Here is a 13798-nt window from a genome sequence, read left to right on the forward strand (position 1 = left end):
AAGCGGGTGAACCACTGCAAACGACCACGGCCAGCCTCCAGGGGCCGGCCGTGTCGTGTGTAACGTGCTGTGCGGTTCAGCCAAAGGGCCGCGCCGGCAGTCCCTCATCCCTGGCGAACCAGCTTTCGAGAATCAATTGCGCGGCCAGCCCGTCGACGCTCTCCTCGCGGTAGTTGCCGCGATGACCGAGGCCGCGAGCGATGGTCTTGGCCTCGCGGGTCGAGCCGCGCTCGTCGGCCATCTCGCAGGGCTTGCCGTAGCGCCCGTAGAGCCGCTTGCCGAACTTGCGCGCGCGCCGGCTCATGTCGGATTCGCTGTCGTCCATGTTGAGCGGCAGCCCGACCACGAACAGATCGGGCTGCCACTCCTCGACCAGCCGCGAGACCACGTTCCAGTCGGGAATGCCGTCGCGGGCGGGTAGCGGGTCGAGCGCCGTGGCGCGGCGGATCAGCTCGTTGCCCACCGCCACGCCGATGCGCCGGGTGCCGAAGTCGAACGCCAGCACCAGCCGCTGCCCCACCGCGGCCATCAGCTGTGGCCGGCCTGGCTGGTGAGCAGGTTGAGATCGACCCCGAGGATGCCCGCCGCGGCATTGAGCCGCTGCTCGGCCGGCAGGTCGAAGATCACCCCCGGCTGGGCCTCGACGGTCAGCCAGGTGTTGTCCTTGAGCTCCTCCTCGAGCTGGCCGCCACCCCAGCCGCAGCAGCCCAGGCAGACGATGAACTGCTCGGGGCCGTCGCCGGCGGCGATCGCCTGCAGCATGTCCATCGAGGTGGTCAGCGCCACGTCGTCGGCGACCTGGATGCTGGAATCCCACGGCGCACTGCTGCCGCGATGCAGGATGAAGCCGCGATCGCGATGGGTCGGCCCACCGAAGTAGACCGGCTGGTCGCGCATCGGGCACTCCTCGGCATCGAGTTCGAGCTGCTCGAGCAGCGCATCGAGGGTCAGCTCCAGCGGATGATTGATGATCACCCCCATGGTGCCGTTGTCGTCGTGGTCGCACAGGTAACTCAGGCTCCCGGCGAAATTGGGGTCCTCGAGATGAGGCATCGCCAGCAGGAAATGATTGCGCAAGCTTTGCATGGGTCTCCCGGGCGTCAACGCACGCCGAAATTGTTGCCTTTCCCGTACTGCCAGACCCGCGTGATGGTCAGGCTGTCGCGCTCGCCCATGCCCCGGTCGAAGGGCCGGTAGGGCGCCGCGCCGCGCACCGTGTCGAGTGCGGCCTGGTCGAGTTCGGGCTGTTGCGAGGATTGTATCACCTCTGCCTGGCGTAGCTGACCGTCGCGGCCGATCACCACGCGGATACGCAGTTGGCCGTCCAGCGCCTCGGGGGCCGGGTAATAACGATTGCCGTACTCCTCGACGCGTCGCGACCAGGCATCGATATAGCGCGCCTTGGCGGCGCGTTGCGCGGCCTTCTGGCTGTCGCTGGCGCTGTCGTCGCCACCGCCGGCCGCGCTCGAATCGAAGCCGCGCTCGCGCACGCTGGCCGACGCCTGGGCGAGCAGCGCCTGAGCATCGGGCTGTGACGAGGTCTTGGGCGGTGACGAAGCTTTGGGCGGCGTCGCCGGCTCCGGGGGCGCCTCGGGCTGGGGGGCTGACTCGGGCTTGGGCGGCGGCTCGGGGCTCGGCGGCTGCGGCGCGGGTTCGGGCTCCGGTGGCGGCTCCGGCGCCGATGGCTCGGGAGCGGAGTCAGGCTCCGGCGCCTGCTGGGGTGCGGGCGGCGCTTCGGGGCTCGCCGGTGCCTGTGGCTGCGGCGGGGCCGGTGGCGCAGCCACACGCGAGGCCACCTGCTCTTCGACCGTGCGGCCGGCGGACTCCGGACCCGAGGCCCGCTGAGCGGCGGCGGCGATCGCCTGGGCGGCCTGCGGCTCGACCGCCGGCTGGCGGGCCAGCACCACGTCGATGCTGGCCGGCTCGCGGTGCTTGATCGGCGGTGCCCACTGCCATTGCATGGCCACGGCGATCACCACCCCATGCAACGCCACCGCCAGGCCACCCGCCAGCCATTGGCGGTAGCCGCGGTTGACCGGGGCATAGCGGATCGGATCAGTCACGAACGCCATGACGCTGTTCTCTCTCTTCGTCCCCCGCGCCCCCTCGCCCTCGTGCGGCAACGGCGAGCCGGCCACCACTCAGCGCAGCCGAAGCTCGCCGAGGCGCCGCTCGACGACGTCCATCAGCAGGCCGGCGATGTCGGTGCCGCGCTGATCGTCGATCTCGCGCACGCAGGTCGGGCTGGTGACGTTGATCTCGGTGATGTAGTCGCCGATCACGTCGAGGCCGACGAACATCAGTCCCTTGTCGCGGATCATTGGCTGGACCTGCTCGATCAGCCAGTGATCGCGCGCGGTCAGCTCCCGTGCGCGGCCCTGGCCGCCGGCCGCCAGGTTGCCGCGGGTCTCGCCGGCCATCGGCACCCGCGCCAGGCCGTAGGGCACCGGCTCGCCGTCGATCAGCAGGATGCGCGTATCGCCGTCCTTGATCTCGGGCAGGTAGCGCTGGGCCATGATCTGGCGTCGGCCCCGCTCGGTCAGCGTCTCGATGATCGCGCCGATGTTGCGACCGTCGGGCTGGACGTGAAAGATCCCGGTGCCGCCCATGCCGTCGAGCGGCTTGAAGATCACGTCGCCATGCTCGGCATGGAAGGCGCGCAGCACCTTGTCGCTGCACGCCACCAGCGTCGGCGGTACGCACTGCGGAAACTGCTGGGCAAAGAGCTTCTCGTTGCACTCAAGCAGCGCGCGGGTCGGGTTGACCACCAACACGCCCTCGCGTTCGGCGAAGCCCAGCAGGTGCACGGCGTTGAGGAAATGGCTGTCGACCGGCGGGTCCTTGCGCATCAGGATCACGTCGAGTTCGGCCAGCGGCGTGGCCCGCGGCTCGCCGAGCTCGTGCCAGTGCTGCGGATCGCGGAAGGGGCTCAACTCGCGCAGCCGGGCCATCGAACGGCCATGCTCCAGGTACAGGTCCTCCTGCTCCATGTAGTACAGCGAGGCGCCGCGTGACTGGGCGGCCCACAACATGGCCAGCGTGGTGTCCTTCTTGTAGGTAATGTCGGCGATGGGGTCCATCACCACCCCGATCTTGAGGGCGCGTTCGCTCATCGGTGCGGTCTTCCATGGGTGGAAATGATTGGTTCATCGCATTTTGCCGGGAAATGCAGCACAGATCATCGCGAACAAGCTCCCTCCACAGCCCACTGCCGGTTAGCTTGTCCTTGCGGGAGCGAATTCATTCGCGATGGCGGCGGGCACTGTACCTTCCCGGCCATGCCGGGCGCCTGCGGCGCCAATCGGGAACAAGTTCCCTCCCACAAAAATCCCCGGCCCCATGCTCCAAATGGCCATCCAGGCCGGGTCGCGTGGGAGGCAATTTATTCCCAATAGCGAGGCCTTGACGTTTCACGCTGATCTGCGAAGAACCAAATGATCCCGGCAGTATGCCGCAGCGGCCGTCACAAGACCAAGCGGCGGCGCTTACTCGACACCGGGGTCGGCACCGGGCTCCACGCGACGGATGCCGGCGGCCTCGAGGCGAATCCGGCGCTGCCGGTAGAGCCCGCCGATGGCCTGCTTGAAGGCGTTCTTGCTGATCCCCAGCTGCGCCTTGATCGCGCTCGCCGGGCTCTTGTCGTTGAGCGCCAGAAAGCCCTCGCCGTCGTCGAGCGCCGCCATGATCCGCTCGCCGGCCAGGTCGCGCCGCGCGCCGCCCAACGGCTGCAGGGTCAGATCCAGCCGGCCGTCGTCGCGGACGCGCTTCACGTAACCGGTCAAACGCTCGCCACGGCGCGGCGGTCGCGAGCCCACCGCCTGGTATTCGTCGTGATACACAAGGCCCCAGAAGCGATGCTCGACCACCGCCTTGACGCCCAGCTCGGTGCGATCGCCGATCACAAGCGTCACCGCGTCGCCCGCGGCCAGCCCCTCGGCCTCGTCCTTGATGAACCGGTCCAGGCGCATCGAGGCCACCGGCCGGCCTTGCTCATCGACATTGATCTTCACCAGCACCGACTTGTCGACCGCCGGGCGGAAATCCTGCTCGCCGAACGGCAACAGCAAATCCTTGGGCCGGCCCCAGTCGAGAAACGCGCCGGTGGCGTTGACCGTGACCACCTTGAGCAGTGCCACCTCGCCGACCTCGGCAAGCGGCTGGCGCCGCCCACTGGCGGGTAAACGCGGGGAGGGATCCTGGGAGCGGGGCATAGACAATCACCTACGTGAGATAGGCGCTCATTATCACGCCGAGTGGCGATACGGGCAAAGGGCCGGGCATGAGACGACATTAGAGAGCGCACAAACGACGCGACATTGACGACTATGTATATATTGATAATATACATTCATGATTAACTGGGCACAGGTTACTGGCTTTGACTGGGACGAAGGCAACTCCCGAAAGAATGCGGAGAAGCACGGCGTCAGCCAGTCCGAAGCGGAAGAAATCTTCTTTAACGAGCCGCTTCTGGTGCTGGAAGACTCCAGGCACAGCCAAGCCGAGGCCCGCTTTCATGCCCTTGGCGAGACAGATGACAAGAGGCTGCTCCACGTCACGTTCATACAGAGGCAGAACGGCACGTTGATTCGAGTGATTTCCGCACGCGACATGCACCGCAAAGAGAGGGCGGTTTATGAGCAAGTCAAAAAAGATGCCTGAGTTCAAAACGGAAGCGGAAGAGCGAGCGTTCTGGGAAAGCCACGACTCCTCCGATTATGTGGACTGGAGCCAGGCGAAACCAGCTTCTTTCCCGAAATTGAAGCCATCAACCAAGACTATCTCGCTCCGCTTGCCCGAAACGCTACTTGATCGGATAAAGATCGAAGCGAACAAGCGAGACATGCCCTATCAGTCGCTGATCAAGGCTTGGCTGGTGGATGATGTGAACGACAGCCGGGGCTGAGGTTCTAACCCTTGGGCTCAGCCGCCGGCTTGGAGCGGCAGCGGAAAGACGGTCAGCTGCAACCCTTGGTTAAGCATCTATAAGCAACGATTGTTCGCGGACGATTCGCTTCGTGAGCGAATTCAAGTCACAATAGATGTCGTCCTCTTTAAAACCAAGCGAATAAAGCTGTTTAAGTATTTCTGTCCTTTTGGACGGGGTCTTTAGCACGAGCTTGGCAATACAGCCATTTCCAGCACTAAAAAAATATTCTTCGATACCTTTAAGCTGCTTTCCATGGAATGTGAAGCAGCCCTTCTGGGCCGAAATTCTTGGATTGACAAGAGGATGCTTGAAAGCAAACGGGTTCTCGGGAACTTTACTAGTAAGGCCCTCACGCAGCATACCGGGAAGCCAAGATTTAGTTGGACAGTGGTCTATATTTCTCTTGGGCACAATATTGCTTTCAAAACCTGTTGTGATTTTGTTGAGATCGGATGGAGACATAGCCCATACAGTGTTCGAAGTTTCCGACTCTTTTTCCAAAGCAAAACCTGAATCCGTGAGACTGACCCCCCTGCAGCGCTTCTAACCTACTGACCTGCATGGCAATATAGCGAATATCGTCATTCACCCAGACAGTGCCATGCCCAACGTCACGTTTCGCGCCAGTCGCCGTACCCTCACCAGCCACGCCGGGCTATCCATCATCGGGCAGTGCCTTGAGATCGCCGGCGTCGACAGCATCGACGGTCGCTTCCCCACCACGCTGGGCATGCGCACCAGCGACGTGGTCAAGAGCTATCTGGGCCTGCTGTGTCTGGGCATGAGCGACTATGACGCCATCGAGAATTTCCGCCGCGACAAACCGTTCCAGCACCTGCTGGCCCTGCAGAAGGTGCCGAGCTCCGCCACGCTGCGCCAACGGCTGGAGAAGCTCGCCGCCAATGATCTGCAGGCACGTACCGCGACTTGGTCCACCACCTTGCTGTCGCTGGTGGAAGCACCGATCACCGCCGAGAAGACGCATGTCTGTCTGGACATCGACACCTTCGTCATGGACAACAGCAACTCGCACAAGGAGGGCGTCTCGCGGACCTACCAGAAGGTCGATGGCTACACGCCGATCGCCGCCTATCTGGGCAATGAAGGCTGGTGCCTGGGCCTGGAGCTGCGTCCCGGCAAACAGCACACCATGAAGGAGAGCAACGCCTTCCTGGAGCGGGTGCTGCCACGCGCCCAGGGCCTGACCGAGCAACCGATCCTGGTCCGCGAGGACAGCGGCTTCGACAGCCAGGCGCATCTGGCCCTTCTCGAACGGCAGCGGCAGGCCTTTGCCGACGAGGGCCGGCGGCTCGACTACCTCGTCAAATGGAACCCGCGGGACTCGGCCAAGGCCGATCTCGCCACCTGGTGCGCCGTCGCCGAAGACTGCTGGCAAGAAGAGCTGCGCCCCGGCAAGCGCCAGGCGTTGTGGACACAGACCGTCTCGATCCGCGATGGCCAGACCGAGGTCGAGGTCAGGCGTGTGATGCGCCTGGTGGAGCGCACCGCCGATCGCGATGGCCAGCTGCTGCTCGAACCGGACTATGAGCTGGAAGGCTGGTGGACCAGCCTGGACGAGGCGCCGGAGGCGGTGATCCAGCGCTATCAGGCGCATGCCACCCATGAGCAGTTTCACAGCGAGATCAAGACCGATCTCGACCTGGAGCGTCTGCCCTCGGGCAAGTTCGCCACCAACGACCTGATCCTGCATCTCGCCCAGCTGGCCTATAACATCCTGCGTCTGATGGGGCAACTGGGCATGACTGGCGAGCTGAGCCCGGTGCGCCATCCCGCCAAGCGGCGCCGGATACGCACCGTATTGCAGGAACTGGTCCATCGTGCCGCCGTGGTAGTCCACAAGGCCCGTCAGATCATCCTCGATTTCGGGCAGGACATTGGCCGCATGACGGTGTTGAACACCCTGCGGAGCCGGCTGCGTTACCCGCGAGGATCGCCCTGCTGATCGCCTGTCGGGGAATGTCACTTGGAAGAGGGCTGATGGTCACCAGCAGCCAGCATCGCCATGCCCGGCGGGTAGAAATGCATGACAAAACGGATCATCGTCGCCGGCCGACGCGGCAATGGTTGGCCATCGCAGACATGCGTTCGGCGATTGAGACGGGATCGGAGGTCAAAAAATGCTCGCTGGCGGTGATAGGGAAAGTGCCGACGCCGGCTTCACGGATTCAGGCAAAATAGAGTCCAACCAATGGGGAGGTTGTCCAATCTAATAATCTGGTCGGCAAACCATAATGCTGCATCAATGCATACAACTCCAAGGGATCTTGGATAGCTTCAGAATAGAAAGAACGATAATGAATTAGAAATTCACCAACGCATGATTCTTCAAGATCAAGGTCAATTTTTTGCCAGACACATCCCGGAATTAGTGCGTAATTTGCCTCTTTAACTCCACGGTACCAGAGACCGCTTGGATGCATGTTCCATGCGCTAGGAAGGCACCGAACAATCTCCAAATACTCTTGGATTGAGTCAAACATTATTTCATTCATAACCATCCTAGGGCCTAGTATATTGAGCCTATCCAGAGAAATACACCAACACCCATAAAACACCAAGCGATCACGCTATTTTTATCCTCGCTCTGTAGATAAGCCCCGAGGAGAAATAAGGCTATTCCGAGTATCAAGACAAATAAATTCATTCTTGGAAGCCCCTTGTTCCTCAACAATTTATCCGCCCGCGATCGTGAGAGGTGGCCTGCCCCTTACCCCAAATCCCCAAAATAATACTGCAACAGCGTCAACACGACTACGGGGGCAGTTTCGGTGCGCAGAATGCGCGGGCCGAGGGTCAGCGGGGTGAAGCCGGCCGCCGTGGCGGCGTCGACTTCGGCGGGGGACAGGCCGCCTTCGGGGCCAATCAGCAGCGCGGCACGCTCGATGGTCTCGCGATCGGACCAGGGCGAGGCGGTGGCCGGGTGAAGCACCAGCCGCAACGCTTCGTCGCGGCTGGCCAGCCACTCGCCGAGCGGCTGCGGCGGGGGGGGCGGGGGCCGTGGGCACGGTGGCGCGCCCGCTCTGCTCGCAGGCGCTGCTCGCCACGCCCTGCCAGTGGGCGAGTTTCTTGGCCTCGCGTTCGCCCTTCAAGCGCACGTCGCCGTGCTCGGTGTAGAGCGGGGTGATCGCCGCCACGCCCAGCTCGGTGGCCTTCTGGAGGGCGTAGTCCATGCGATCGCCCTTGGAGATCGCCTGGCCCAGATGCACCGCCAGCGGCGACTCGCCGCGCCCCGCTTCCACCGCCTCGATGCGCGCGACGACCCGCTTGCGGGTGACCTCGACGAGCACGGCCGCGGCCTCCTGGCCACGGCCGTCGAACAGCGTCAGCGCCGCGCCCTCGCGCAGCCTGAGCACCGCCGCGACGTGGCGCGCCGGGCCTTCGGGCAGGCTCAGCTCGGCGCCCGCGGTGAGCGTGGCGTCGAAGTGGATGCGCGGGACGCTCATCGCCTTGCTGACTTGCTTACTGGGTAGTCTCGCTGCCTTCGGCCTGGCGCTGCTTCTTCTGGGCGTACATCGCCTCGAAGTTGACCGGCGCCAGCATCAACGGAGGGAAGCTGCCGCGGTTGACCAGATTGTCGATGCATTCACGCGCGTAGGGGAACAGCACGTTGGGGCAGAAGGCGCCCAGGGTGTGGTCGAGCTGCTCGCCTTCCAGCCCGGCGATGCGGAACAGCCCGCCCTGCTCGACCTCGACCAGAAACGAGGTGGTGCCGCTCTCGGCATGCGCGACCTGGGCGGTGACCTTGACCACCACCTCGTAGAGGTTCTCGCCGACCTGTTCGCTGGTGGTGTTGAGATCCAGGCTTACCTTGGGCTTGAACGGCTGCTGAAAGACCGAGGGCGCGTTGGGCGACTCGAAGGAGATGTCCTTGACGTAGATACGCTGCAGGGAAAATTGCAGTTGCTGCTGTTCGTTGCCCTGGGCGGCCTGCGGCTTGTTGTCGTCTGCCATAACTGTGTCTCTTGTCTGGATGAGGTTGTTCGATGAAGGCGGGCGAGCCGGTTACTTCTTGACCACCGGCATGTTGTCGGCCTGCCACTGGGCCATGCCGCCCTTGAGCTTGACCGCGCGCGCGAAACCGGCCTGGGTCAGCTTGGTGACGGCGGCGGCGGACGACTGGCCCTGCTTGCAGACCACCACGACCGGCTTGTCCTTGAACTTGTCGAGCTCGTTGAGACGCTGGTCGAGCTTGCCCTGGGGAATATTGCGCGCGCCGGCGATGTGCCCGGCCTTGAATTCCTTGGGATCGCGGATATCGACGATCACCGCGTCGTCGCGATTGACCAGCTTGGTGGCCTCGCCGGTATCGACACCGTGGTTGCCGGTCTTGGCCTCGTAGGCCAGCCAGGCGGCGAGCACCGCCACGAAGGCACCCACCAGCAGCGGGTGATTCTGCACGAATTCGAACAACTGATCGATCATGGGTCTGGGTAACTCTGCCGGATAGCGCTAGTTGATAGCTCGGGTTGAAAACGGCCCGCGCGTACGGGCGGCGCCCAGTATACACAAGCCTTGCGGCTGCGTCCGTCGACCATGGGCGGGTTGTGACGTTCGCCCATCCGCTGCGGTATGATGCCATACGAACGTGAGTCGCGAAGCCCGGAGGCTGGTGCCGCCAGTGCCGCCGGCCGATGCCCGCTACAGCAAACACGAGGCCCCAACATGGCAGATGCCACAGTTTCCCGCCCGCGCCCGGTGGCGTTGATCATCCTTGATGGCTACGGCCACAACGAGTCGACCGAACACAACGCGGTGGCCGCCGCCGACACGCCGGTGATGGATGCGCTCAAGTCGCGCTATCCCCACGGCCTGATCCACACCGACGGCGGCTACGTGGGCCTGCCCGACGGCCAGATGGGCAATTCCGAGGTGGGTCACATGAACCTCGGCGCGGGACGCATCGTCTATCAGGATTTCACCCGCATCACCAAGGCGATCGCCGACGATGAGCTGGCCGGCATCGCCGAGCTGACCCAGCCGATCGACGCCGCGGTGGCGGCCGGACGCGCCGTGCACCTGCTCGGACTGTTGTCGCCGGGGGGCGTGCACAGCCACGAAGATCATATCCTGGCGATGGCCGAACTGGCCGCGGCACGCGGCGCCAAGCGCATCTACATTCACGCCTTCCTCGATGGCCGCGACACCGCGCCAAAAAGCGCCCAGGCGTCCCTCGAGCGCGCCAACGCCCAGCTCGCCGAGCTGGTGGGCGCCGACAACGGCTTCGTCGCCTCGATCGTCGGGCGTTATTTCGCCATGGACCGCGACAACCGCTGGGATCGCGTCGAGCAGGCCTATCGCGTGGTGAGCGAAGGGGCCGGCACGCACATCGCCGAGTCCGCCGAAGCCGGCCTGGCGGCCGCCTACGCCCGCGGCGAAACCGACGAATTCGTCGTCGCCACCAGCGTACGCCCGGCGGGTGAGCCGGTGGTCATGGCCGACGGCGACGCGGCGATCTTCATGAACTTTCGCGCCGACCGCGCCCGTGAGCTGACCCGCGCCTTCGTCGAGGACGGTTTCAGCGGCTTCCAGCGCCAGGCGCGTCCACGCCTGGCCGGCGAGGGCCTGGTGATGCTCACCCGGTACGCCGCCGACATCCCCGCCCCGTGCGCCTTCCCGCCCAGCGACCTGGTCAACACCCTCGGCGAGGTGGTCGCCAAGCGCGGCATGACCCAGCTGCGCATCGCCGAAACCGAGAAGTACGCCCACGTGACGTTCTTCTTCTCCGGCGGTCGCGAGGCCGCGTTCGACGGCGAACACCGCGAGCTGATCCCCTCGCCGCAGGACGTCAAGACCTACGACGAGAAGCCCGAGATGAGCGCCGTTGAACTCACCGACACGCTAGTCTCGGCGATCGACGCGGGCAGCTACGACCTGATCGTCTGCAACTACGCCAACGGCGACATGGTCGGCCACAGCGGCGACTTCGACGCCGCGGTCAAGGCCATCGAGGCGGTCGACGTGTGCCTGGGCCGGGTGGTCGAGGCGATCGAGCGCGCCGGCGGCGAGTGCCTGATCACCGCCGATCACGGCAACGCCGAGCAGATGGTCAACCCCGAAACCGGCGCGCCGCAGACCGCCCACACCACCTTCGAGGTGCCGCTGGTCTACGTCACCCAGCGCCGCGCTGGCCTGCGCGACGACGGTCGGCTGTGCGATCTCGCCCCCACCCTGCTGGCGATGATGGGCGAGCCGATCCCCGACGAGATGACCGGCAACGTGCTGGTCGACTACCGCTGACCGGCGGGTGACTGTCGGCACGCCGCGCGGCGCCGCGCGCGCCATTCGCAACCTGGCGTTGGCCCTGGCGGCTAGCGCCGCGCTGCTGACGGGCGGCCTGCCCGACGCGGCGGCGCAGTCCGCCAGCAAGGAGGACGCCCAGGCCGCGGCAGCGCGTGTCGATGCGCTCGGCAAGGATCTCCAGGCGCTCGGCAAGCGCCTGGCGGCGACCCGCGAAGCGCGCAGCGATGCCAGCGAAGCGCTCGCCCAGGTCGAGACCCGGCTCGCCGAACTGCGCCGCCGGCTGGCCTCGCTGGCCGACCAACAGCGCCGCCTCGATGGCCAGATCGCCGGACTCGAGAGCCGCCGCCAGACCCTGCGCGAGCGGCGCCGCGAACAGCTCGACGCCTTGGCCAAGCAGCTCGACGCGCTCTACCGGGTCGGCGACTCGCCGCAGTTGAAACTCTTGCTCAACCAGGACGAGCCGGGGCGGCTCGATCGCCTGCAGACCTATCTCAACCGTCTTTCCCGGGCGCGTGAACGCCAGCTCGACGAACTGGCGCGACTCGACACCCAGCTCGCCGAGACCCGAACATCCCTCGATCAACGCCGCCAACGCCTCGCCGAGCTGGTCGCCGAGGCCGCCGAACAGCGCACCGCGCTGAATCGCCAGGCGCGTGAGCGCGAAGCGCTGGTCGCCAAGCTCGACGCGCGCTACAGCGACGAGCGCAGTCGCCAGCAAGCGCTGGCCCGCGCACGCAACGAGGCCGAACAGCAACTCGCGCGCATCCGCGAAGCGCTCAAGCGGCTCGACCAGCCGCCGCCTTCCACCGCCATCGACAAGACCCGCGGCGACCTGCCCTGGCCGGTGCAGGGCCGGATCGTCTCGACCTACGGCAGCGGCGAGGGCGTCAACCGCAACGGCCTGGTGATCGCCGCCGCCGCCGGCACCCCGGTCAAGGCGATTCATGCCGGGCGCGTGGTGTTCGCCGACTGGATGCGCGGCTTCGGCAACCTGTTGATCATCGACCACGGCGATGACGTGATGTCGCTGTACGCGTACGTCCAGCGCTTCGACGTCGCGGTCGGCGCCCGCGTCGCCAGCGGCCAGACGATCGCCGCCGTCGGCGCCAGCGGCGGGCGCCGCGATCCGGCGCTGTATTTCGAGATGCGCAAGAACGGCGAGCCGATCGATCCACGGCGCTGGATCAGCCAGCGCTGACACTCAGCCTCACTCCACGACGGCGCGGGTAGCACTGGCCCCGCCGCTAACGCTATGCTGAGCCCTCGCCCGACGCGATCCGGAGTGAGCATGCGCGTTCATTGTCTTCGCTGGCTGCTGCCAGCCCTTCTCGTTTCCTTCACAACACCGACGCTGGCCGCCCCCGAAGCGTCCGACGACGAGCTGCCGGTGGCCGATGTCCAGACCTTCGCCGAGGTCTTCGAGCGCATCAAGCGCGCCTACGTCGAGGAGGTCGACGACAGCACGCTGATGCGCAACGCCATGCGCGGCATGCTCAGCGAGCTCGACCCGCACTCGAGCTATCTCGACAGCGAGGATTTCGAGGCCCTGCGCGAGTCCACCGAGGGCGAGTTCGGCGGCGTGGGCATCGAGGTCGGCATGCAGGATGGCCAGTTGACGGTGATCGCGCCGATCGACGACACGCCGGCGGCGGCGGCCGGGCTCCAGCCCCGCGACGTGATCCTGCGCATCGACGCGACGCCCACCGAAGGCATGTCGCTGCAGCAAGCCGTGACGCTGATGCGCGGCGAGGCCGGCACCGACATCCAGATGACCATCCTGCGCGAGGGCGATAATTCCCCGCGTACGCTGACCCTGACCCGCCAGATCATCCGCAGCGACAGCGTCAAGCAAGAGCTGCTCGAACCCGGCTACGGCTATCTGCGGATCAGCCAGTTTCAGAGTCGCACCGGCAACCAGCTCAAGGATGCCCTCGCCACGCTCAAGCAGCAAGGGCCGCTGGACGGGCTGATACTCGACCTGCGCAACAACCCCGGCGGAGTCCTTGACAGCGCCGTCGAAGTCGCCGATGTCTTTCTCGACAGCGGGCTGATCGTGTATACCGAGGGCCGCTTGCCCGACAGCGACATGCGTTTCTCGGCGCAGGCCGAGGGTACCCTGACCGACGTGCCGATGGTGGTGCTGATCAACGGCGGCAGCGCCTCGGCAGCCGAGATCGTCGCCGGCGCCCTGCAGGATCAAGGCCGGGCGGTGGTGATGGGCACGCGGAGTTTCGGCAAGGGTTCCGTGCAGCAGGTCATGCCGCTGGGCAACGGCGATGGTCTCAAGCTGACCACGGCGCTGTATTACACGCCCAACGGCCGCTCGATCCAGGCCCAGGGCATCGCCCCCGATGTCGAGGTGGTGCGCGGCCGGCTCGAGGTCGCCGAAGGCAACGACTTCGGCCTGAGCGAATCGGATCTCGCCGGGCGGCTGGCCAACCCCAACGGCCGCGCGCCGAAGGACCGCGCATCCAGTCAGCCGGTGCTTGATTACCAGCTCGGCGAGGCGCTCAATCTGCTCAAGGCGCTCAACGTGCTCGAACGTCGCCCCGCCCGGTCGGCGGGCTCGGCGGGCGAAGCGCCCAGCGGCTAGCCGCGGCAGTGGGC

At 65.5% G+C, this 13798-nt stretch carries 16 protein-coding genes and 1 pseudogene; 7 read left to right on the forward strand and 10 right to left on the reverse strand.

Going from position 1 to position 13798, the window contains the following annotated elements:
* Positions 1-76: 76 nt before the first annotated feature.
* From ruvX to HALZIN_RS0114155, 5 genes are all read right to left on the reverse strand, one after another.
* Positions 77-529: a Holliday junction resolvase RuvX gene (gene ruvX, locus HALZIN_RS0114135; RefSeq protein WP_031384840.1), complete on the reverse strand. Its 453-nt coding sequence runs from the start codon at positions 527-529 to the stop codon at positions 77-79.
* Entirely contained in the window at positions 529-1086 is a 558-nt protein-coding gene (locus tag HALZIN_RS0114140; RefSeq protein ID WP_031384841.1) for a YqgE/AlgH family protein, read from the reverse strand. Before HALZIN_RS0114140 ends, ruvX begins: the two co-directional genes overlap by 1 nt.
* A 14-nt stretch (positions 1087-1100) precedes the next feature.
* Positions 1101-2072: an energy transducer TonB gene (locus HALZIN_RS0114145; RefSeq protein ID WP_031384842.1), complete on the reverse strand. Its 972-nt coding sequence runs from the start codon at positions 2070-2072 to the stop codon at positions 1101-1103.
* 69 nt (positions 2073-2141) lie between these two features.
* Entirely contained in the window at positions 2142-3113 is a 972-nt protein-coding gene (gshB, locus tag HALZIN_RS0114150; protein WP_031384843.1) for a glutathione synthase, read from the reverse strand.
* 372 nt (positions 3114-3485) lie between these two features.
* The gene (locus HALZIN_RS0114155; protein WP_035575382.1) at positions 3486-4211 is read right to left on the reverse strand and encodes a CvfB family protein; all 726 of its coding nucleotides are present in this window, start codon (positions 4209-4211) and stop codon (positions 3486-3488) included.
* A gap of 139 nt (positions 4212-4350) precedes the next feature.
* Here HALZIN_RS0114155 and HALZIN_RS0114160 point away from each other — a divergent pair, with 139 nt between their 5' ends.
* Both HALZIN_RS0114160 and HALZIN_RS0114165 read left to right on the forward strand, forming a co-directional pair.
* Positions 4351-4662 carry a BrnT family toxin gene (locus HALZIN_RS0114160; protein WP_031384845.1) on the forward strand — a complete coding sequence of 104 codons (312 nt, stop codon included), beginning with the start codon at positions 4351-4353 and terminating at the stop codon, positions 4660-4662.
* Positions 4637-4906, forward strand: coding sequence for a BrnA antitoxin family protein (locus HALZIN_RS0114165; RefSeq protein ID WP_031384846.1), 270 nt, complete (start codon positions 4637-4639; stop codon positions 4904-4906). The genes HALZIN_RS0114160 and HALZIN_RS0114165 overlap by 26 nt, the downstream gene beginning before the upstream one ends.
* Positions 4907-4975: 69 nt before the next feature.
* On the opposite strand, the gene HALZIN_RS17960 is transcribed toward HALZIN_RS0114165, so the two are convergent.
* Positions 4976-5392: a hypothetical protein gene (locus tag HALZIN_RS17960; protein ID WP_150113122.1), complete on the reverse strand. Its 417-nt coding sequence runs from the start codon at positions 5390-5392 to the stop codon at positions 4976-4978.
* A 139-nt stretch (positions 5393-5531) separates the two neighbouring features.
* On the opposite strand from HALZIN_RS17960, the gene HALZIN_RS0114170 reads away from it, so the two are divergent.
* On the forward strand, positions 5532-6893 hold the full coding sequence (locus tag HALZIN_RS0114170) for an IS1380 family transposase (protein ID WP_031384847.1): 1362 nt from the start codon (positions 5532-5534) through the stop codon (positions 6891-6893).
* 35 nt (positions 6894-6928) lie between these two features.
* Positions 6929-7129 carry a hypothetical protein gene (locus HALZIN_RS17965; protein ID WP_150113123.1) on the forward strand — a complete coding sequence of 67 codons (201 nt, stop codon included), beginning with the start codon at positions 6929-6931 and terminating at the stop codon, positions 7127-7129.
* Here the strand turns inward: HALZIN_RS17965 and HALZIN_RS17635 are convergent.
* From HALZIN_RS17635 to HALZIN_RS0114185, 4 genes and pseudogenes are all read right to left on the reverse strand, one after another.
* Positions 7117-7449: an FRG domain-containing protein gene (locus tag HALZIN_RS17635; RefSeq protein WP_328286636.1), complete on the reverse strand. Its 333-nt coding sequence runs from the start codon at positions 7447-7449 to the stop codon at positions 7117-7119. The two genes, HALZIN_RS17965 and HALZIN_RS17635, sit on opposite strands and share 13 nt — an antisense overlap.
* 209 nt (positions 7450-7658) lie before the next feature.
* A pseudogene (locus HALZIN_RS18715) lies at positions 7659-8394 on the reverse strand (16S rRNA (uracil(1498)-N(3))-methyltransferase).
* A 16-nt stretch (positions 8395-8410) separates the two neighbouring features.
* A complete protein-coding gene (gene secB, locus HALZIN_RS0114180; protein WP_031384848.1) occupies positions 8411-8902 on the reverse strand; it encodes a protein-export chaperone SecB in 492 nt (163 codons plus the stop codon).
* Positions 8903-8953: 51 nt separating this feature from the next.
* Positions 8954-9373 carry a rhodanese-like domain-containing protein gene (locus HALZIN_RS0114185; protein WP_031384849.1) on the reverse strand — a complete coding sequence of 140 codons (420 nt, stop codon included), beginning with the start codon at positions 9371-9373 and terminating at the stop codon, positions 8954-8956.
* Between the two features lie 240 nt (positions 9374-9613).
* On the opposite strand from HALZIN_RS0114185, the gene gpmI reads away from it, so the two are divergent.
* From gpmI to HALZIN_RS0114200, 3 genes are all read left to right on the forward strand, one after another.
* A complete protein-coding gene (gpmI, locus tag HALZIN_RS0114190; RefSeq protein ID WP_031384850.1) occupies positions 9614-11188 on the forward strand; it encodes a 2,3-bisphosphoglycerate-independent phosphoglycerate mutase in 1575 nt (524 codons plus the stop codon).
* Positions 11189-11195: 7 nt separating this feature from the next.
* Positions 11196-12389 (forward strand): murein hydrolase activator EnvC family protein, encoded by a 1194-nt coding sequence (locus tag HALZIN_RS0114195; RefSeq protein ID WP_231662997.1) that lies wholly within the window; start codon positions 11196-11198, stop codon positions 12387-12389.
* A gap of 90 nt (positions 12390-12479) precedes the next feature.
* Positions 12480-13784 (forward strand): S41 family peptidase, encoded by a 1305-nt coding sequence (locus HALZIN_RS0114200; protein WP_031384852.1) that lies wholly within the window; start codon positions 12480-12482, stop codon positions 13782-13784.
* Positions 13785-13798 lie beyond the last annotated feature (14 nt).

Source organism: Halomonas zincidurans B6 (assembly GCF_000731955.1).
GTDB lineage: Bacteria > Pseudomonadota > Gammaproteobacteria > Pseudomonadales > Halomonadaceae > Modicisalibacter > Modicisalibacter zincidurans.